Annotated in this window: 18 protein-coding genes; 2 read left to right on the top strand and 16 right to left on the bottom strand. The window is 42.3% G+C overall.

Translation table 11 applies throughout. The features are described from left to right. Positions 1-110 precede the first annotated feature (110 nt). From K401_RS0106010 to K401_RS0106075, 14 genes are all read right to left on the bottom strand, one after another. Entirely contained in the window at positions 111-1,325 is a 1,215-nt protein-coding gene (locus K401_RS0106010) for an enolase C-terminal domain-like protein (protein ID WP_024292108.1), read from the bottom strand. A gap of 34 nt (positions 1,326-1,359) precedes the next feature. Further along, on the bottom strand, positions 1,360-2,199 hold the full coding sequence (locus K401_RS0106015) for a carbohydrate ABC transporter permease (RefSeq protein WP_024292109.1): 840 nt from the start codon (positions 2,197-2,199) through the stop codon (positions 1,360-1,362). Beyond that, positions 2,192-3,091, bottom strand: coding sequence for a carbohydrate ABC transporter permease (locus K401_RS0106020; RefSeq protein WP_024292110.1), 900 nt, complete (start codon positions 3,089-3,091; stop codon positions 2,192-2,194). The genes K401_RS0106015 and K401_RS0106020 overlap by 8 nt, the downstream gene beginning before the upstream one ends. Before the next feature lie 54 nt (positions 3,092-3,145). Next, a complete protein-coding gene (locus K401_RS0106025; RefSeq protein WP_024292111.1) occupies positions 3,146-4,504 on the bottom strand; it encodes an ABC transporter substrate-binding protein in 1,359 nt (452 codons plus the stop codon). 171 nt (positions 4,505-4,675) lie between these two features. Continuing rightward, complete coding sequence (locus tag K401_RS33485) at positions 4,676-5,581, bottom strand: helix-turn-helix transcriptional regulator (RefSeq protein ID WP_024292112.1); 906 nt, start codon at positions 5,579-5,581, stop codon at positions 4,676-4,678. Between the two features lie 126 nt (positions 5,582-5,707). After that, positions 5,708-6,544, bottom strand: coding sequence for a dTDP-4-dehydrorhamnose reductase (rfbD, locus tag K401_RS0106035; protein ID WP_024292113.1), 837 nt, complete (start codon positions 6,542-6,544; stop codon positions 5,708-5,710). A 62-nt stretch (positions 6,545-6,606) separates the two neighbouring features. Then, the gene (rfbB, locus tag K401_RS0106040; RefSeq protein ID WP_024292114.1) at positions 6,607-7,629 is read right to left on the bottom strand and encodes a dTDP-glucose 4,6-dehydratase; all 1,023 of its coding nucleotides are present in this window, start codon (positions 7,627-7,629) and stop codon (positions 6,607-6,609) included. 48 nt (positions 7,630-7,677) lie between these two features. Continuing rightward, on the bottom strand, positions 7,678-8,568 hold the full coding sequence (rfbA, locus tag K401_RS0106045; protein ID WP_024292115.1) for a glucose-1-phosphate thymidylyltransferase RfbA: 891 nt from the start codon (positions 8,566-8,568) through the stop codon (positions 7,678-7,680). 84 nt (positions 8,569-8,652) lie between these two features. Next, positions 8,653-9,834 carry a MerR family transcriptional regulator gene (locus tag K401_RS0106050; protein WP_024292116.1) on the bottom strand — a complete coding sequence of 394 codons (1,182 nt, stop codon included), beginning with the start codon at positions 9,832-9,834 and terminating at the stop codon, positions 8,653-8,655. A gap of 165 nt (positions 9,835-9,999) precedes the next feature. Then, the gene (locus tag K401_RS0106055; protein ID WP_024292117.1) at positions 10,000-10,698 is read right to left on the bottom strand and encodes a polysaccharide biosynthesis tyrosine autokinase; all 699 of its coding nucleotides are present in this window, start codon (positions 10,696-10,698) and stop codon (positions 10,000-10,002) included. After that, the gene (locus K401_RS0106060; protein ID WP_024292118.1) at positions 10,695-11,438 is read right to left on the bottom strand and encodes a YveK family protein; all 744 of its coding nucleotides are present in this window, start codon (positions 11,436-11,438) and stop codon (positions 10,695-10,697) included. The genes K401_RS0106055 and K401_RS0106060 overlap by 4 nt, the downstream gene beginning before the upstream one ends. A gap of 14 nt (positions 11,439-11,452) precedes the next feature. Beyond that, positions 11,453-12,190, bottom strand: coding sequence for a CpsB/CapC family capsule biosynthesis tyrosine phosphatase (locus K401_RS0106065; RefSeq protein ID WP_024292119.1), 738 nt, complete (start codon positions 12,188-12,190; stop codon positions 11,453-11,455). 1 nt (position 12,191) lies between these two features. Further along, positions 12,192-13,751: a hypothetical protein gene (locus K401_RS0106070; protein ID WP_024292120.1), complete on the bottom strand. Its 1,560-nt coding sequence runs from the start codon at positions 13,749-13,751 to the stop codon at positions 12,192-12,194. 73 nt (positions 13,752-13,824) lie between these two features. Next, positions 13,825-14,715 carry an N-acetylmuramoyl-L-alanine amidase family protein gene (locus K401_RS0106075; protein WP_024292121.1) on the bottom strand — a complete coding sequence of 297 codons (891 nt, stop codon included), beginning with the start codon at positions 14,713-14,715 and terminating at the stop codon, positions 13,825-13,827. A 2,099-nt stretch (positions 14,716-16,814) separates the two neighbouring features. Here K401_RS0106075 and K401_RS31040 point away from each other — a divergent pair. Beyond that, complete coding sequence (locus K401_RS31040; protein ID WP_242842348.1) at positions 16,815-18,218, top strand: sugar transferase; 1,404 nt, start codon at positions 16,815-16,817, stop codon at positions 18,216-18,218. Positions 18,219-18,647: 429 nt separating this feature from the next. Then, complete coding sequence (locus tag K401_RS33835) at positions 18,648-19,001, top strand: helix-turn-helix domain-containing protein (protein WP_024292123.1); 354 nt, start codon at positions 18,648-18,650, stop codon at positions 18,999-19,001. 90 nt (positions 19,002-19,091) lie between these two features. On the opposite strand, the gene K401_RS0106100 is transcribed toward K401_RS33835, so the two are convergent. Together K401_RS0106100 and K401_RS0106105 are read right to left on the bottom strand one after the other, a co-directional pair. Beyond that, the gene (locus K401_RS0106100; RefSeq protein ID WP_024292124.1) at positions 19,092-19,583 is read right to left on the bottom strand and encodes a GNAT family N-acetyltransferase; all 492 of its coding nucleotides are present in this window, start codon (positions 19,581-19,583) and stop codon (positions 19,092-19,094) included. Positions 19,584-19,635: 52 nt separating this feature from the next. After that, the gene (locus K401_RS0106105; protein ID WP_029700659.1) at positions 19,636-20,346 is read right to left on the bottom strand and encodes a ComF family protein; all 711 of its coding nucleotides are present in this window, start codon (positions 20,344-20,346) and stop codon (positions 19,636-19,638) included. Positions 20,347-20,368 lie beyond the last annotated feature (22 nt).

Here is a 20,368-nt window from a genome sequence, read left to right on the forward strand (position 1 = left end):
ATATCATGAAAGCAGATAAAATGCAAGTCCGGCCGGGAGGATATAAGGGATTTTTTGACCTGCTCCGGCCGGAAATGCTTCCATTATTATATGTATTCTGTATTTTTTTGTTATGGCCTTACGGGCGTTCCATCGGGAAGCCGTGAGAACAGCCAGCCGTGATCCATATCCACTGCAGGATATTTTTCTGCCGCTTTTTCATCAAAACAGACTCCGATTCCCGGTTTATCGTTTACATAGGCATATCCTTCCCTGATTGCAGGACAGCCCGGAAATATCTCCTGCTCCTCTTTACTGAAGCCGGAAAATTCCTGTATGCCGAAATTATGGCTGTTTAAATCCAGGTGCATCTGCACCGCCATTCCAATAGGAGATAAGTCATTTGGCCCATGCCAGGCGGTCTTCACTCCATAAGCCTCACAAAAATGCGCCAGCTTCCTGGCAGGGGTCAACCCTCCGATGTCGCTTAAATGGACTCTCATATAATCGATCCACTGGTTTTGTACAATGGCCTTCCATTCATTGGGATTGGTAAACAGTTCTCCCATGGCCAGAGGCAGGATAGTATGGTGCCGCAGAATCTTAAAAAATTCCACATGCTCCGGCGCAAGAGAATCCTCCAGAAAAAACAGCTTGTACTGTTCCATTTCCCGGGCAAACTCCAGAGTCTCTGCAAAGCTTAAGCGCTCGTGGACATCATGCATCAGCTCCACTTCCCAGCCAATGTCCCTGCGGACACGGTCAAACAGCTTATATACACTTTGCATGTACATTCTCGGATGGAAATACGCTCCCTCCGGTGCATTGTGGGGCTTTACGATCCTCTGTATCTTTCCGTCGAAGTTTCCGCCATAGGTACCCATATGGCATCTGATATAGCGGTACCCCTCGTCCATATACCCGTGGATGCATTCTTCCACCTCTTCTATGGAGCTTCCATCCGCATGCCTGTAGACAGCGATCCCTTCCCGGCATTTTCCGCCAAGCAGGCTGTAAAGCGGCATTCCTGCCCTTTTTCCCTTGATGTCCCACAATGCCTCGTCAACACCGGATATGGCGTTATTTAAGACCGGTCCGTTCCTCCAGTAAGAACTTCCCGCCATCGACTGCCAGATTCCTTCAATGTCATCCACAGGCTTCCCTTTGAGCATTGGGCGTAAGTATTCTTCAATGGCAGTCACAACCGCCTTGTGCCTCCATGTAAATGTAGCGCAGCCATAGCCGTATAATTCCGGCTCCGTTGTTTCTACCTTCACCACAACCAGATTGATGTTTCTTGGGGCCGTTACAAACACTTTGATGTCATGGATTTTTATATGATCCATTTTTATTACCTCCATAAGTCATATTCTCTGCAAATCAGCTCTTTACAGCTCCTCCGGTCATTCCAGCAATAAAATACTTCTGGAAGCTTACAAAAAGAATTACCAAAGGAAGACTGGATATGCTGGATGCTGCCATTAAGTCATTCCACTTAATCTGATATTGGGAATTTAAGGAAATGATCCCAACAGTGAGCGTTTTTAATTCGTCCTTGGATACCAGGACAGAAGAAAACATATATTCATTCCAGCCGTTAAACAGCACGAACATGGCTACCGCTGCTATTCCGGGAACGATCAGGGGAAGGATAATATTCCAGAAGATGCGGAAGCTGGAAGCTCCATCCACCCGCGCCGCCTCGTCAAGCTCCAGGGGAATGGTCTTAAAATAAGATACGATCATCCAGGTGCTGAAGGCGATATTTGTGGCTGCATATACAATGACCAGGCCAAGCAGGGAGTTGACAAGATGATACTTAGAGAGTACTGCATAAAACGGCACCACCAGCATGACTCCCGGAAACATCTGGGTAATGAGCAGAAAACTCATCAGCTGTTTTCTTCCTTTAAACCGGAATCTGGTCACCCCGTATCCGGCCAGGCAGGCACAGGCCACACAGATCACCATGGCAGAAAGGCAGACTACCAGACTGTTTAAGGTCATGCGCCCAAAATTATAAGTACTGAAAAATTTCCGGAAAGAATCCAGGGAAAACGGGTTTGGGAGCCATTTAGGCTGAGGATAATACGTCTGCGGTTCTGTTTTAAAGGCAGTGGATATCATCCACAAAACCGGGACCACGATAAAAGAAGCCATGAGAATTAATGCGGCGTAAGTTGCAATCAAACTGTTTTTTTTCTTTTTCGATCTACTCATTGTCCTTTGTCACCACCTTACTCACCAGACTGATCAAATAGCATATAAAGAACACCAGGATTCCCCAGGCAGACGCTTTTCCAAATCTTAAATCATTAAACGCCGTGCCATAGATGCTTAAACTGATTAAATTCGTTGCAGTTCCCGGCCCTCCTGCCGTCATCGTGTAAACCAGAGTATACTGCTTAAACCACCAGACGCAGTCCAGGATCAAGACCGTGGTCAGGATGGGCTTTAAGGAGGGAACAGTGATATACCGGAACTGGGCCCATTTGCTGGCGCCGTCAATTTCCGCCGCCTCGTAATAATCCCTGGATATGCTCTGTAACCCCGCCAGGATCATGGTCATGACCAGGGGAAAGCCCTTCCAGATGCAGACAAAAACCACTGCCGGGAAAGCCAGCTCCTTGCTTCCCAGCCAGGAAACATTGGTGGATATAAGACCAAGCCCTTTTAAGGCGCTGTTTAAGATCCCGTACATGGGATTCATGATCCAGGTAAACAAAAGAGCCACCACAGCCTCAGGGAAAAACCAGGGGAGCATGAATATGACCCGGAAAACCGTTCTCCCTCTAAATTCCCGGTTGAGCAGAGTGGCCAGGATAAATCCCAGGATGAAATGTCCTCCTACCACCAGAATCATAAATACAGTCGTAAGCAGAACAGACTGGTAAAAGGCCGCTTCTTTAAATGCTGCCGCATAATATTTAAAGCCTACAAAATTCCATTTCGTCACCAGGTTCGTGTTGAAAAAGCTGATATAGAACCCATAAACCATAGGATAAATGATAAGGGCAGCCAGCATGACGACAATCGGCAGAGTAAAGTAATATCCTTGCCTCTGGGACTTCACTTTTATCCGGGCAGTTCCATTTTTGTTCATGAAATTCATCTTACTCCCTTCTCAATTTTTTGAGGGAGGATGGTTCCTCCCTCATTTTCATGATCAGTTATAATCCTCTAACAACTCATCAACATCGCTTACAAGAGTTTTAACTGCTTCTTCGTTCGTCTTTTCATTGGAGAATACAGATGCATACGCATTTCCAAGAGCGCTTTTTAAACCGCTGACACCTGCAAACTTAACTGTCGGACGGCAGCCGTCTGCAATCTGCTGTAAAAAGCCTGCATAATCGTCTCCTGATATATAGTCTGCCTTCTGTCCTTCTGCTGTTGCCGGAATCTTTCCGCTGCTCTGCCAGAACTGCATGTCTTTGTCATGCTCCACAAAAAACTTCAGATAGTCAATGGCTGCCGCCTTTTCTGCATCGGTTGCATAGGCGCTGACACCATAGCCTTCGGTTCCAAGCATGGTTCCCGGATAATCACCAGGCATCTTAAAGGATCCCAGCTTTCCCTTTAAATCAGGGTTGTTGGCATAAGCCACACCAAGAGCATTGGGCCCGGTAAGGAACATGCTGGTGTATCCCATGGCAAAGTAATTGGCAGCTGTAGGATAATCCACTTCTGTGATCCCCGTAGGAACGATGCCCTCTGCATTCATGTTGGTCCATCTTGAAAATGCATCCATAAATTTCTGATCTTCGGAAATATCAGTGATCCACTTGCCGTTTTCTTCCTTCACACAATCAATTCCATTTGACCATAAGTACGCCATGAAACGGCTCTGTCCGGAGGAGTTGTTGGAACCTACCATATCAAATCCCCACTCATCCATCTGCCCGTCATTGTTGGTATCCTTTGTAAGGGTCTTTGCAGCCGCCACAAACTCTTCCCATGTCTTTGGAGCCTCTAAACCGGCCTCCTTAAATCTGTCCGTGCGGTAGATCACTGCCTGAGGCTGAACCGCAACCGGGAAATAGGACATCTCCTCTCCCAGCATACAGGAGTCCACAACGCCGTTGGCAAATTTCGCTTTTAAATCTTCCGGCACAAGTTCCTTGATATCCGCTGTCAGCCCCAGATCGTGAAGGGTCGCAACTGCGTCTGCCGATGTGAAGAAAATGGTGGGCACATCCTTTGGAGTGGCAGCCATTGCGGAAAGCTTTGTGTAAATGTCATTTGTGCTGACAGCCTGCACATCAATGACCACGTTGGGGTTTTGTGCCATATACTCTTCCGCATACTGATAAATGAACTTTCCGTGTGGATCTTCTCCCGCATAACCGTCAAAAATGGTGAGCAGCACCTTTTCTCCTTCTGTTCCTTTTTCTGCAGCGCTTGTCTGAGCTTTATCCGTCTCCTTTGCCGCTGTTGTTTCATTCTGGGTCTTTCCGCCGCAGCCTGCCATCATTGACGCCGCCATAGCGGTGGAAAGAAGCAATGCAAGAACTCTTTTCTTCATAACTGATCCCTCCATTAATTTTTAGTCTGTTGTATTAACTGCTATCATCATATCTCATTCTCCTTGTATATTCTGCATAGATTTTAGTCATAAATCACCATTTCTTAATTACATTTTCGGAGTATCTTCTATGAGAATCCCTCTTTCAGACAAAAAAAGAGCTGTAATCGCTTACAGCCCTTGAAATTCTTCCCGTTTTTTTTCGAACCATTCCTTCACAGCCTTGCGGTACTGGAGTGGGGTGGTTTCCATGATTGCCTTAAATTGCCTTAAAAATGTATTGACACTGTCATATCCGCATTTTGCCGAAATGCTTGTAACACTCTCATTGGTATTCTCAAGCAGGCTGGCAGCCTCACATACCCTGACGCTGTTAATATACTTTATCAGGGTCTTTCCAAAATACTTGTTAAACTCCTTGCTGATGGTTGCCGGATGCAAATAAAAAAGTTCACTTAAAATCTGAAGATCCAGATTTTCCCGAAAATGTACATCAATATATTCCTTGATGTCTATCATCCTTAAATTCATCACGGACAACTCGCTTTCTCTCCGTTCCAGGCCGAACACCCGGAACAACAGGACAGAAATCTGGGTAATGAGGGTCCTTTCGATCATGGAGCGAAAGGGTTTATGAACGGCCTGCTCCCCATACAACTCCTGCAGCAGTTCTACAATATGGTAAAAGATATCAGGATCCACATGCTTATAACGTTCCTTATACACCTGTTCCGTTGGCGTAAGAAACACCTTTTTCAAATCCTCTCCAAGATTCAGGCTCTCGTAATAAGAGGGCCTGACCGACAACCCGTACCTTAAGAAGGGGCACTCCAAAAGCCTCCTCTGGTGGTGCTCCTGTCCTCCGATCACCATGATATCACCCTGTTCCAGATGATATTTTTTACCGCAGACATAGTATTCCGCAGAACCCTGTTCAACAAACAGGATTTCGCTTGAGGAATGGATATGGTGCATCTCATTCCTCTCATATTCACAGGATCTGGACACATTGTAATTGTCCTCACTTAAGGCCCGGAAATGATCCGGTTCCCAGTAGTCATTTATCTTGATTTCCATATCCACTCCTACCGATCATCCGCCGGGAGAAACAATCTCCAAACGAGACAAAACACGCTTTGCGCGTTTTGTCTCGTTTGCCGCAGTGGTCGCCGAATGAACATGCAGGCATGTTCGCCCGGCTCATCACCCGCGCAGATACCGCTTCAGCGCATCCTGCCAGGAAGGCAGGCGGCTGAACCCGTTTTCATCCAGTTTATCCTTGCTCATGCGGCTGTTCATGGGCCGCTTTGCCTTTACCGGGTACTGATCCGAGCCTACAGGCTCCACCTTAACATTCATGCCAGCCTGGTTAAAAATTTCACATGCAAACTCATACCAGCTGCAAAGGCCTTCATTGGTCGCATGGTAACGGCCGTATTTTTCCGTTTCGATCATATCCACCAGAAGACGGGCAAGGTCATAGGTATAGGTAGGGGAACCGATCTGATCGGCTACAACCGTTAATTTATCATGGGTCATTCCAAGATTCAGCATGGTCTTTATGAAGTTCTTTCCGTTCACACCAAACACCCAGGCGATCCTGACAATAAAATACTTGGCGAGGTTTTCCTCCACTGCCAGCTCTCCCTCGTATTTTGTCTGACCGTAAACATTTAACGGCTCCCTTTCGTCATCAGGCTCCCATGGACGGGTTCCCTGGCCATCGAATACATAATCCGTGCTGATGTACATCATCCGGATATCCAGTTCCCGGCATACCTTTGCAATGTACTCCGTTCCCTTTGCATTCACGTTACGGCACAGTTCTTCGTTCTCTTCGGCAGCATCTACGGCCGTATAGGCTGCACAGTGGATGACCGCATCAGGAGCTGCTGCCCGAATGACTCTGTTTACGCTGACCTCATCAGTAATGTCCATCTCATCAATATCCACGCCAATGGCCTCATGTCCCCGCTTTTTCAGTTCATTTACTACATCAAATCCAAGCTGGCCTTTTACGCCAGTAACAAATACTTTCATAGATGCCTCTTTTCTCCAAGGAAGTTCCATTTCTTTTATTAAGGAAACCATGCCGCAGAAGTTTATAAACGGCTGCCGTACATGTTATCAAAATAATTCTGATATTCTCCGTTGATAATATGCTTCCACCAGTCCTCATTGTCCAGATACCAATGGATGGTCTGACGGATCCCTGTGTCAAAGTTATATTGGGGCTTCCAGCCAAGCTCAGTTTCCAGCTTTTTCGGATCAATGGCATAGCGCCTGTCATGTCCCGGGCGGTCTGTAACAAACTTAATCAGGCTCTCCGGCTTATCAAGGGCCTTGAGAATGGTCTGAACCACTTCTAAGTTGGTGCGTTCGTTATGTCCGCCTACATTGTAGACCTCTCCTTCTTTTCCCTTGTGGATGATTAAGTCAATGGCCTCGCAATGGTCGGAAACGTGGAGCCAGTCTCTTACATTTTCCCCTGTTCCGTATACCGGAAGCTCTTCATCTGCCAAAGCGCGGCTGATGATAAGAGGAATCAGCTTTTCCGGAAAATGATAGGGTCCGTAATTATTGGAGCATCTGGAAATAGTTACCGGAAGTCCAAACGTCCTCTGGTATGCCAGAACAAAAAGATCTGCGCTTGCCTTTGAAGAAGAATATGGGCTAGACGTATGAAGCGGCGTTTCCTCTGTAAAAAATAAGTCCGGGCGGTCCAAAGGCAGGTCGCCGTATACTTCATCTGTGGAAACCTGATGATAGCGCCTGATTCCGTAAGTGCGGCAGGCATCAAGAAGGGTGGTGGTCCCCATTACATTGGTCCTTACGAAGCTTTCAGGATCCGTAATGGAGCGGTCCACATGGCTCTCTGCCGCAAAGTTTACCACTACATCCGGCTTTTCCTTTTCAAAAAGGTCAAAAATAAAGCTTCTGTCCGCAATATCTCCTTTTACAAACCGATAATTGGGCTTATTTTCAACAGGCTTTAATGTCTCTAAGTTTCCTGCGTAGGTCAAAAGATCCAGATTAATGATCTGGTAATCCGGGTATTTATTCACCATATGATGTACGAAATTTCCGCCGATAAAACCGGCTCCTCCGGTAACGATAATCTTCATTTATACTTCCTCCTGCTTTTATTGACATATTTTTAATGCGGGCAAACCTTAACCGTGCAATCTATCAATGTATTTTCCTGCAAGGACATCCATTAAATATTGTCCGTACTGGTTCTTTTTCAAAGGCTCAATGCTCTTTATGAGCTGGTCCTTTGTGATCCAGTGGTTTAAGTAAGCGATTTCTTCCAGACAGGCAATCTTCCTGTGCTGGTGTGTCTCCATGGTGCGGACAAAATTAGTGGCGTCTACCAGGGATTCGTGGGTTCCCGTATCAAGCCAGGTAAAGCCTTGTCCCAAAAGCTCCACATCAAGCTTTCCTTCCTCTAAATAAATGCGGTTTAAATCCGTAATTTCCAGTTCCCCTCTGGCCGATGGTTTTAAATTCTTCGCATACTCCACGACCTTATTATCATAGAAGTAAAGGCCTGTTACACAGTAATTGCTCTTTGGTTTTGCCGGCTTTTCTTCAATGGATACTGCTTTTCCGTCAGAATCAAATTCCACAATGCCAAAGCGCTCCGGATCATCCACATAATAGCCGAATACGGTTGCTCCATCCTTTTTGTTTGCCGCATTTAACAGACGCTTGTTAAGTCCGTGGCCTGCAAAAATATTGTCCCCAAGGATCATAGCCACGCTGTCATCCCCGATGAAGTCCGCTCCAATGATAAATGCCTGGGCAAGGCCATCCGGGGAAGGCTGTACCGCATAGGACAGGCTGATCCCGAACTGGCTTCCGTCTCCTAAAAGAGCCTCAAACCTGGGCGTATCATCAGGCGTGGAGATGATCAGGATATCCCGGATCCCTGCATTCATTAAAACGGACAGGGGATAATAGATCATGGGCTTGTCATAAATAGGCAGTAACTGTTTGGAAGTTACCATGGTCAGCGGGTAAAGTCTGGTGCCGGAGCCTCCGGCAAGAATAATTCCCTTCATTTGTTTTTCCTCCGTATTAATTCGTGATATCATCATACAGGGTGACGTAAGGTCACTGTCAAGTCCTTATTCATTAATTTTTCTTTACTTTCTGCAGATAAATGCCCCAGCACGCTTTGTAATATGGATAAAACCCTTTTTTTCCATTTTTTTCTTCAGAAATTCCCGGAATTCCTCGTAGCGGTCGCTTAAATACTCCTGCTGGTTGCCATGGCAGGAAAGAATGTATTCCATAAGCGCCCCCGGGTCACTGACTTCTAAGTAATCCTTATAGTCTTCCCTCTCCACTGAATGAAAATGGTCTTTTAAAATTTCCTCTCCATTTTCAAGGCCAAACACATCATATAAATTCACTTCGGAAAGAGCGATTCTGGAATCGAATTCCTTTACCAGCTGGCTGATCTCCTTCATATGATCTGAGCCATAGGTGCTGCAGTAAAAAATGCCTCCCGGTTTCAGAACTCTTTTCACCTGTTCCAGCGCTTCATCTAAATTTGTAAGATAAAATAGGAGATGATTGGCTGCCACAACATGAAAGCTTTCCTCAGCCTTGGGGATCTGACGGCAGTCAAATACTTCAAAGGTAAAGGAACCGGGAACATTTTTCAGGCTTTCTTCCACATCCCGGATCATCCCTTCTGAAATGTCAGACAGGCAGATCCTTGCATCCGCCGGTATCCTGTCCTTATTTGCACGCCACAATTCCCCATTGCCGCAGCCCAGCTCCAGAATGCTTTTTCCATCCAAAGGCTCCATCAGGTCGTACAGCCACTGAAACCAGCCCATGGAATTCTTTGTATACTTTTTATGAAGACCGATCCGGATGCTTATATTTGCTGCATCCTTATATTGCTCCACAAGGGACCGTTCCATATTGGTAATATGGATTAAGTGGAGGATTTTATTCCAGTCCACGGACTGGTTTTCCGTCACCAGCTTTGAAGTCTCCGTAAGGGTCTGCTCCACCAGCTTTAAGTGCTCAATCCTCTTCCTGATGAGATTTAATTGAAGCCGGAGAGACTCTTCAACGTAATCATTGTCATCATCATTGATGGTAATGGAACGGATCTCATCTAAGGAAAAGCCCAGATATTTTAAGGAGAGAATTTTCTGAAGCTTTGCGAAATCGGAATCCGTATATAGCCGGTATCCTCCCTCGCTCATTCCCGATGGTTTTAACAGTCCCTGTTTATCGTAGTACCGCACGGTGCGTATGGAAACATTGGCTTTTTTTGCGAACTGGCCTGAGGTATAATATTGGTTCATTGGCCTGTCACCTCCTTTTTCCTGAATTATTATATATGTATTATAAAGGGTGACGTATGGTCATGGTCAAGTGAATTTTGAAAGATTGGATAAAAGAAAGAAAGAAAAAACGTGTGCAGGCCTTTTGATTCAGACCGCACACGTTCTTTTTGATCCTTACTAATATCATTCTCCATAGTTTCCGTAATACTTGCCATAATATTTCCCGTAATAGTTTCCGTAATAAGCGTCTCGCTCCATATCTATCTTATTTAACACGACACCCAAAATACGGCACTCACTCTTTTCCAGCTGTTCTTTCACCCTTTGCAGCATTTTGTAGCTGATCACACCGCTTTCCACAACTATAATCGCACCATCCACATATCTTGCAATAAGGGCTGCATCGATTACGCTTCCAAGGGGCGGCGCATCTACGATAATATAGTCGTAATTCTCCCGCTGCTCTTCCAGCAGCTTTGCAAACAAAGGTCCCCCAAGAAGTTCGGTAGGGTTGGGAGAAACTGGTCCTGCAAGAATTATATCCATATTCTTAATGTCTGTCTGACAGATTACATCCTCCATGGTTTTCTGCCCTGTCATATAATGGGTCAGCCCAAATGTATTTCCATCCACCTTATATCGGCCTGCAATAACCGATTTTCTGATATCAGCATCTACAAACAATACCCGATTATCCGCCGCTGCAAAGGAGCTGGCAAGCTGAAATGAAACGGAGGTTTTTCCTTCATTGGGGGTAGAGCTGGTAAGAGTCAATACTTTAATATCCTTACCTGAAAAAAGAATATTTGTCCTCAATGTTTTAAATGCTTCGTTTGCTTTAAAATCAAGTTTATCTTTTCTGCGGAATGAAACCTTTCTCATTGCACCTTACCTCCTCTCCCAAAGTTCCTCTTTCGTCTTTTTTTCTGCATGGAAGCATTTTCTTCAAACAATGGAATAGCAGCCAGTGTATTCAACCCCAGGTACTTTTCCACATCCTCGGGAGTTTTAACCGTATCATTCATAATAAATAACACCAGTATGATTAATGCGGACAGAAACATCCCTGCAAATCCGCCCAGTAATGAACTCTTTGTAATACTTGGCCTGGTTTTGTCAGTCGGCAGATATCCTTCCTCTACAATATTCGGCGGAACGGAATCCATAATTTGAGCCATTCGGGCAGATGCCACTTTTGCCACTTCATCCGCAATACTTTTGGCCATGTACGGATCTGAATCCTCTACTGATATAGTAAGAATTCTGGTATCTGTTGGATTCTCCACCTTAATCTTACCCACAAGCTGTTCATGAGACATATTTAAATCCAGATCCGAAATGACCTGGTTCGTAACAGGCCTGCTGGTCACCAGTACCTTGTAATCCTTTGTAAGCTGAGTTCCCAGCTGCAGATCCGTCAGAGAAGTCAGTGTAGTAGTCTTATTAACTATATAGAGCATGGTAGAAGAAGTAAAAACAGGCTCCATAACCATTGCTGCAAATAAGCCTAAGGAAGCTGCTCCCAAAATACCGGTCAATAAAATAATCCATATTTTCCGTCTCAAAACATAAAATAACTCAATTAAATCTATTTCAATCTCATCGTCCTGATTGGTTCCCATAACTTTCTCCTCAGTTAAATAATGATATCATTCAACAATGCAATTCCATTCTGGTATAATATCTTTTGTCCTAACCGGGAATCGCAATTGTGCATCACCCATTCGGCCCCCTTCTTTATATCCGGCTGCCTGTATACCATGCCGTGGCTGTCTGTAGCAAGAAAATGAATCAGACCGGATTTGCATAGTTTTTTTACAAAAGCTGCTTTCTGGTTTAACACGCCTCCCTTTAAACTGGAAGCGTTTACCTGGAAATATGCGCCTAAATCCTGCAGGTCCCGAATTCGCTCCAGCCTTTTATTCAGGCATAGATAACGCTCAATGTGAGCCAGAATCGGAATATATCCCCTTGCAGACAATTTCCTGACCGCACGATATAACTCCTCATAAGCAACTGAGGGCAAAAACTCAACCAGAATATAACTTGTCCCGGACATTGTCCATATTTCCCCTGCATCCAACCGCTCCGCAAGGCTCTCAGAATACATGAGCTCACAACCCAGATAGAGTTCCATCTCTTTTCCAAAATCTGTTTTTTCCAACCTGCCTTTTAAATCATCAAAAGAAGCATTTATGTTTTCTGCTTGCTGAGAGGTTAAATTCGCCGTCACATGGGGGGTACAAATGATCCACCTGACATTTTGATCGTACTCTTCCTTTAATGCAGCCAGGCTTTCTTTTATATCCTTTGCTCCGTCGTCTACCCCAGGTATTAAATGGCAGTGTATATCAAAAAAATATATCTGTTCCAAGTTATTTGCCTTCTTTCCATGCTTTTACAGCAGCAAGAACCATACAGGCCAACAGCACTCCTATCCCGCAAACAACCGCTCCTGCCTTCCATATCCCGCTTTTGTAAATTTCAAAAAATGAATTCATATAAGGAGGTTTGATTTCTCCCAGCCGGCCTGAAATAACCATATTGCTTCCGGTAAAGACCAAAAAGCCCAATGCACTTCCCAGCATTAATCCTTTTGCTCCCAGTGACAGGCCCCGGTATTTGTAATGATGGAGAAAAACAAGAATGATCTGTGCCGCCGCGATTAAAAGTAATGAGACAGGCAGAAGAAGAGTTACCGTCTTTGTATAGTCGGCCTTCAACTGTAACCACCACGAGGCAAACGGCCATTTTAGTAAAGCCGTGTATTTTTCATCAAGGCGTCCCATCAGAAGAGAAAGTCCTGCTTCCGCTTCTTTTGTCATAGATACAGACTGCCCTTGTAAATATTTCTCAATATCGGCTTTTAATGGTTCTATTAAAACAGAAGTATCGGCTTTATAGCCCCCCTGCCTCAAATCATTTTCTACCTGCTGCCTGGCCGCTATAACCACCCTTTCGTAGGTGAGAGATTGGTCCATGACGCTGTTCGGGATATTTAACAGTGAAAATGAGATGGAAGTATCCTTCCTGAGTTCATTATAGGCAAATGAATAATATCCTGTATCCGCTAATTTACTGAGAATCGCATTTTTCTGAAATGCTCCGAACCAGCCTCCGCCAATTAAGCATAATGTTAAAGACAGAGCTGCTATGGCAGCTGTCAGAATATATTTCAAAAGTTTGCGCAGCTTCCGATGACTGTGACTGATTAATAACTTCTTATGTATTGATATAGCAAGTACCGCTGCAATTGCAAATGCAGATGCTGCCAAACATCCCCACATGATTTCGTACCGGATCTTAAACTGCTGCATCCGTGCATCTGTATCTTTATATAAGTATTCATAAGTCTGGGGAGGCGCCTTGTCTACAAGTTCGAGGATGGATATTACGGATGAGGTCTTTTCTGTTATGCGATCTTCTTTCGTACCTTCTTTTGATGTAGCGGAATTGTCTTCCGGTTTAGCCTCTGGGCCTTCGTTTTCCTGCGTTCCCGCAGTCTCTGGTTCCTTCTGATTTTCTTCTGTGTTTTGCTTCTCAGGTTTTTTTGTGGATGTACTGCTTTCCTGCCGTTCCGCTTGACCTTCTGAAGGAGCTTGTGAAGGTTCTGTTTCCGAAGAGGAGGTTCTTCCTACCTCTACTAAATAACCGCTTTCCACTCCGGTCTGTACATTGGCATATATTTCTGAAATAGCTGCCTGAGCCTGTTCCGCAGTCAATTCCACATCATCCTGGGCCAGATAGCTTTTTACCGAGCTAATGTATTCCGGTTTGACCGCATAAATAATTCCGTCTTTCTCAAATTGTCCGCTTACCGCGGATATGACAGACTGCTCGTTCCCATTAATGGACCCAGCAAACGCCGTCTGGGCTGCGCAGGCACTTATGATAAATGCTATTCCACAAATTATCCATCTTTTTTTTACTCTCATGCCGCTCTCCATATTTAAAATAGGGCGGTTCCTGTGAGAGCCACCCTAAAAAGAAATAATATCAAAACAATTTTTACTTTTTAACTGAAAAAGTATAATCGATTGACTGTTGTCCATCGCTTAATGCAACTGTTATTTTGTAAGTCTTTTCAACACTACCTAATAACGTATCAGGGGTAAGGCCTTCTTTTATAGCTGCTGCCTTAATTTTATCCTTGATGTTGTCATCAACAGTAATAGTTGTATTTCCAAATTGAACACTTTCCACACCTTCTGTGGTAAGAATTCCTGATAATACACTTTCAGCATCGCCTAATACTTCTTTTAATGTGGACTCGGTTTGCTCAGCCTTAACTGTAACAGTAATATTTTGTCCTGCTATTGTAGTCGAAACGAATTCATTCTCCTTATTTTCTTCTACAGCAGCCACTACAGCTTTCTGCACGTTTTCTTTCACAACGTTGCTGATTGGTCCACTATTTCCAGATCCACCACCTGATCGGGAATAACCACCACCGCCAACGACGACGTTAGTCTGGTTCCCGTTACCTCCAAAAGTCTGAGAAGCACCTACGGATGGCTTTCCGTTTGTTGTCCCGTATTCGGTAAAGTTATATTCAACTCCACCAATCTTCATAGCTCCAGAAAACAGGGAACCGTCCGCATTCATGTAATATACCTTGTCATCGACTTTGAGCAGGCCTGTCTGCATAATTCCATTATATGCAAAGAAATACCACTTGCCATCGGTATCCTTAAACCAGCCCTTCTGTGCATTGCCATTGACATCAAAATGATACCACTTGCCATCCTCCTGATACCACTTGTTTGCCTGCCAGCTGCCATCCTCATTCTGATATCTCCAGTCGGAGCCGGACTGAATCCATGCTGCAGACGCTGGTAATGCACTGCCAACAGTGATTGCTGCGGCTAATGCTGCTACCATTAGCTTTTTCATCTTCATAATGTTTCTCCTTTCACTATCCTACCTTCAATTTTGTTACAAAATAAATTGATGTGTATATTTTAACTCTCTTTCTGTAAAAATGCAAGGATTATACGTTTATAACATCTATTTGGTGCATGTTTTAAGTTGATTCTGCTATTAAGGTTGATTTTATGTAGAATTTATATAGTCTTTTAGCATTTATTTGTACTGAAAACTTTTTTAATATGTAGGAAAAGTTCTATTTAAAAATAACTATTAAGATGTAATCAATAAAAAATCAGCCATCTTCCCTTTACATATCTTTATATTTTCACATATTATATACTTTTTTGTAACGATATTTTTTATTTCAGTACTATTCATTACTTCCTCTCTTTAAGATATTTTCTGAGTATGCCTATAAGCATCAAGGTAAGCGTCAAATTGTACACTTACCTCGTTTTTACTGGCCTAGACCCGTTTGTATATCAATCAGGAAGTTTCAGTGCAAAACGTACTAGAATCCTAAACGCAGCTCAAGGGTGTTAAGATTTGCCCTGGTGAATGCAGATGATAATGTTGTAAAAACAACTCCACTTTCAGGACTTATCATGATGCCAAGTTGGCGAAGGGACGAACACATAATATTGCCCTCGGACACTGTGCCAGCAAACTTATCAGAGTCATCTATAAGATGCTCACTGATAAAGTGAAATTTAATCTCAATAGAAAAATCTGATAATTGATTGATTTTGAAAAAGCTCCCATGCATGAGACTTGTTAAGGTTAACCTTTTTACCATAAATACAAAAAGAAAACTTCCTGCTATATTTATACTTAACTTTTCATAGCTGGTCTCCTATTCTCGCAATCAAAATTCAAACTGTCTTTCAATTTATTTTTTAACTCAATTTATGCCCATAATCTGACATCACTGGCAACAATAATCGTCATATCTTTTTCATCAACCTATCCCTTTATCTCAATGCAGCGAGATAATTTCTATAAAGGCATATTCTTAAATTTCCTGTAAGCAAAGTTCTCATCATCTATATAACTTTCTATTAATCAATAAATAGTTTTTGATTTTTTCTAACTCTAAACAATGAACAGACCTTCCAGCCACTCGTTAAGTCACATCATCTCCCCCTCTTCATTTGCTCAAAAAATACTTTTGTTACCGCATTCCTCGTCCATCCTCTTCGGGTATGAAATATGAACCTCCAGTTAAGTCATTCGAACTCATCCATTCCTATTATGACGCATGCTTATTATGCTGCATTCAAATTATGGCATATGTATATTATCTCATATCCATATTATGTCGTGAGTATATTCTATCACGTCCACTTTTATCACAAAAATATTACATATCAATAATCTTTTTTATCTCTAAATCAAAACAATTAATTTTCGATCTCCTTATACTCGCCCATATCTTTAATATTAAACTCTTCATTAACTACTATTGAAATGATAAATATAGATACTTCATACCCCTACTATAGACCGCGAAATATAGTTATGTTAACATTAATTATAATAACACAACATTCGTTTGCATAATAATAAAAACCAAATTATATTCTTTTAAAAACTCAAAAATCTTTCACACTGTTTTCAACAATATAGGATCATATAATAATACGTGAAATCTAACGGTTTGTTAATAATGAATAAAATTAGTTTAACTAAACAATTAATTCTTTTATTGAGGCCAACGCAGATTTTAGTATATTTAATATTATCCCACTATCAAACCCAACAATTTTAGAACAAAATCTACAATTAATTTTAAAAAGTCAGATATATACACTTACAAAAGGTGTTATCAATCCATTCCATTATGCTAATTTAATTTTTATTCTATTAAATATTACAATTAACAAAAAAATTCTTATAAACTATTGAACTTTTGTTGAAACCATCGTGCAAAACTACCATTACAAACCCCAGCTAAAATCCTATAAAAATCAATACTAATCACCATCCAAACATTGACTTTCCCCCATAAAGGGTATAATTAAGTCACGTTATAAACGTACTAATATAACCTGTTATTAACGCCAAATCTAAATTAACGATTAAATGAGGGGAGGTGAGAGTTGATGTATTAAAAAGCAAGTGAAGGTTGGATAAAGCATCTTGATTTCATAATTCTTGATGCATTATGCCTTCAAATATCATTTATTCTGGCATATTTAATCCGACAAGAAAGTTTCATGCCGTACCGAACCTTTCTCTATCGTAGCATGGCAATTCTTCTTTTTATGATCCAGATAATCGTTACATTTTTCCTTGAAAGCTTTAAGAACGTCTTAAAAAGAGGATATTACAGGGAATGCATTGAAACAATAAAACACACCTGTCTTGTGATTCTATCTACTGCTTTTTGTTTTTTTCTAACACAAACAGGAGAACAATATTCTCGTATCATCTTGATTCTCACCGGATTGTTCTATACATTCTCCACCTATTTTCTCAGATTATTCTGGAAAAGGCACTTAAAAAAATCCGGATTAACCAATAAAGGGAAACGTTCCCTGCTGGTCATCACAAGCAAAGATATAGCTTCAACTGTATTGGATAATATAAACAACTATAATTACGAGGGTTTTCAGGTAAGCGGAATCGTTATTGAAGATGCCAATATGACAGGAGATGAAATAGAAGGAATACCGGTAGTCTCTGATATCAAACATGTGGTGGATTACGTATGCCATAAATGGGTGGATGAAGTTTTTATAAACCTGCCAAGAGATTCCTTTACACTCGAAAAGACCGTGGACAACTTTATGGAAATGGGTATTACAGTCCACCAGAATCTCGTTGATATCACTGTTTTAAACGAACAAAAACAAAGAGTAGAGCGCATGGGAGGTTATACAGTTTTAACCACCAGCATTAACATGGCAAGTTCAAGACAGCTTTTCATGAAAAGGGCAATGGATATTGCAGGCGGTTTAATTGGCTGCATCATAGCCGGATTTCTATATCTGGTTCTTGCACCCTGTATTTATTTTCATTCTCCAGGTCCCATTCTCTTTTCTCAAGTCCGTGTCGGTAAGAATGGAAAAAAATTTAAAATATATAAATTCCGCAGTATGTACATGAATGCGGAGAAGCGAAAAAAAGAACTACTGGCACAAAACCGAATAAAAGATGGTATGATGTTTAATATGGATCACGATCCACGTATCATAGGAGGCGAAAAGGGAATCGGAAACTTTATGCGTAATTATTCCCTGGATGAATGGCCTCAGATGTGGAACGTATTAAAAGGTGATATGAGCCTTGTTGGAACCCGACCTCCCACATTAGATGAGTGGGAAAGATACGAACTACATCACCGGGCAAGGTTGTCAATCAAGCCAGGACTGACTGGTTTATGGCAGGTCAGCGGAAGAAGCAGCATAACGAATTTTGAAGAAGTAGTTAAACTGGATAAAAAATACATAACCGAATGGAATTTTAAACTGGATATTAAAATTTTACTGAAAACAGTGGGGGTAGTTGCATATAAGGAAGGTGCTTTATAAAAATGTTTCTTAGTCCTTCGAAATTTTAATTGCAAATAAATGGAGTCTCTTTTAATTGCAATTAAATGATTCAAAAATTATTGTTTTTAACTACTGTTTCAATTTATATGTCAAGGTCAGAACAGCTGTTTTTCGGAAACCGCTGTTCTGACCTGTTTTTTAACATATCCCCTTCTTATGATTACTATAATTTCTTTAACTTCTTTTATATCTTCAACAGAATGCTCACAACTACGATCAAATCCCCCACCCGACACAAACAACAATCATCATACACTCCCAATACCTTCAAAATTTTACCATAAAGTTAAGTTTACATTGGTGACATACTTTTATTATACTTTTAAAACAGGTGTTGCCAACATCTTTGTTCGATATAATTATGTCAAATCAAAAAATTGGTAAATTTTGGAAAGTTTGGTGAAGTGATTGACAAAGTACAACAGGATTGAAGTAGGTCAACGAATCCGTAATCGACGTATTCTAATTGGTTGGACGCAAGAGGAGCTAGCCGAGAAAATTGGGCGTGCATATAAATATTGTCAGGATATTGAGCGTGGAACATGCGGAATGTCTGTTGAGACAATGTTAAGCATTGCATCAAGTTTGAATATTTCTTTAGATTATCTGATTTACGGAAAAATGGAGTCGGAAACAGAAACCAGTTCACTTCTGATTGAACAGCAAACCATCATTAACATCCTTGGGCAATGCAGTGATAAGAAACGACGTTATGCATTGGACCTGTTAAAACTATTTATGAAAGCCTGTGATGACAGATAAGGATAAAAAGGGGCGCATTGCACTCTCCACATTTAAAGATGGAGTGCAATGCGTCCCTTTCATATCTGACTTCTAAATTTCACTTATCTTCTAAACCATCAACTGATAATTCTCAATATCCAGCATCTTCCCAAACTTCACGCCCACTTCCCTTATAGTCCCGCAATGAACAAACCCCAGTCTCTCATGGAGCTTTATGCTCGCTTCGTTTCCTCCGGTTATAACTGAAATGACCGTATGAATATCGTCCCGTTCCTTGGCAATCTCAAGAATAGCAAACGACAGCTCCCCGGCGATCCCTCTGCGGCGATAATCCTTATCAATGTATACAGACAGCTCCACCGTGGCCCCATAAGCCTCTTTGGGGCGATAAGAGGAAAGGCTTGCATACCCCACTGCTTTTCCATCTTCTTCAGCTACAATCAAAGGATGGTTTCCCACGTTATGTTCCCGGAACCAGACCAACCGCTCCTCCATGGTTTTCGGATTTAAGTCAAATGTGGCCAGTCCATGTTCTACCTCATAATTATAAATGTTCAAAAGCTCCGGCATATCCTTTTCTTCTGCAGTTCTGATTATCATATATGTTCCTCCTAGGCCTGATTGCTTTTATCACCTGCTATCATACATCAATCTACTGTCCCCGTCCAATACAAATCGTGAGAAAATATACCCTTTTTATTCCTGCTTTTTTAAGCGCCCGGGTACATGCCTCTATGGTGCTTCCAGTAGTATAAATATCATCTACTAAAATCACCCCTTCCACTCCTTTTAAAATTTCCCCGGCAGAAAATGCCTCCTCCAGATTTTTAAGCCTGCCCGCCGGGTCAAGCCCTTTTTGGGGCATTGTCCTTTTATTTCTGACCAGCATTTGAGGGTAAACAGGCATCCCAAGGCCTTCTCCGATCCTGCGTGCCAAAAGCTCTGCCTGGTTAAATCCCCTCTCCCTTTTCCGGGAAGGATGGACCGGAACAGGAACAAGGACATTTGCCTTCATGCGCCTGATCACTTTCCAGTACCTGGCACAAATTGCTTCCCCATAAAAGTCTAAATACTCCCTCTTATTCCTATATTTAATTTTTGCCATGGATCTTCCGGCTCTTTCGTCATAATTTATAAGCGCCCTGCCATACTCAAAAGTGCGCTTGTGCCTGACACAGTCAAAGCAATATTCCATGTCAGAGCTTATAACCTCCTTGCCGCACCTTTTACAGACAGGATCCTTGACAAATGACAGCTTTTTCATGCATTCCCGGCAGATCAGCCTGCCCTTTGGCATAACGATCCCGTCACAGACAGGGCATCGTCTGGGAAATAACAAATCAATAAAAAACGAAGGGTACATATAAAAGATTCTCCTTATAGAA

This window comes from Lacrimispora indolis DSM 755 (genome assembly GCF_000526995.1).
Taxonomy (GTDB): Bacteria; Bacillota; Clostridia; order Lachnospirales; family Lachnospiraceae; genus Lacrimispora; species Lacrimispora indolis.

What these genes read in the sequence shown, in the direction of transcription:
- K401_RS0106010 (WP_024292108.1), bottom strand. Translation starts at nt 1,325, where the DNA reads ATGGATCATATAAAAATCCATGACATCAAAGTGTTTGTAACGGCCCCA.
- K401_RS0106015 (WP_024292109.1), bottom strand. Translation starts at nt 2,199, where the DNA reads ATGAGTAGATCGAAAAAGAAAAAAAACAGTTTGATTGCAACTTACGCC.
- K401_RS0106020 (WP_024292110.1), bottom strand. Translation starts at nt 3,091, where the DNA reads ATGAATTTCATGAACAAAAATGGAACTGCCCGGATAAAAGTGAAGTCC.
- K401_RS0106025 (WP_024292111.1), bottom strand. Translation starts at nt 4,504, where the DNA reads ATGAAGAAAAGAGTTCTTGCATTGCTTCTTTCCACCGCTATGGCGGCG.
- K401_RS33485 (WP_024292112.1), bottom strand. Translation starts at nt 5,581, where the DNA reads ATGGAAATCAAGATAAATGACTACTGGGAACCGGATCATTTCCGGGCC.
- rfbD (WP_024292113.1), bottom strand. Translation starts at nt 6,544, where the DNA reads ATGAAAGTATTTGTTACTGGCGTAAAAGGCCAGCTTGGATTTGATGTA.
- rfbB (WP_024292114.1), bottom strand. Translation starts at nt 7,629, where the DNA reads ATGAAGATTATCGTTACCGGAGGAGCCGGTTTTATCGGCGGAAATTTC.
- rfbA (WP_024292115.1), bottom strand. Translation starts at nt 8,568, where the DNA reads ATGAAGGGAATTATTCTTGCCGGAGGCTCCGGCACCAGACTTTACCCG.
- K401_RS0106050 (WP_024292116.1), bottom strand. Translation starts at nt 9,834, where the DNA reads ATGAACCAATATTATACCTCAGGCCAGTTCGCAAAAAAAGCCAATGTT.
- K401_RS0106055 (WP_024292117.1), bottom strand. Translation starts at nt 10,698, where the DNA reads ATGAGAAAGGTTTCATTCCGCAGAAAAGATAAACTTGATTTTAAAGCA.
- K401_RS0106060 (WP_024292118.1), bottom strand. Translation starts at nt 11,438, where the DNA reads ATGGGAACCAATCAGGACGATGAGATTGAAATAGATTTAATTGAGTTA.
- K401_RS0106070 (WP_024292120.1), bottom strand. Translation starts at nt 13,751, where the DNA reads ATGAGAGTAAAAAAAAGATGGATAATTTGTGGAATAGCATTTATCATA.
- K401_RS0106075 (WP_024292121.1), bottom strand. Translation starts at nt 14,715, where the DNA reads ATGAAGATGAAAAAGCTAATGGTAGCAGCATTAGCCGCAGCAATCACT.
- K401_RS0106100 (WP_024292124.1), bottom strand. Translation starts at nt 19,583, where the DNA reads ATGATAATCAGAACTGCAGAAGAAAAGGATATGCCGGAGCTTTTGAAC.
- K401_RS0106105 (WP_029700659.1), bottom strand. Translation starts at nt 20,346, where the DNA reads ATGTACCCTTCGTTTTTTATTGATTTGTTATTTCCCAGACGATGCCCT.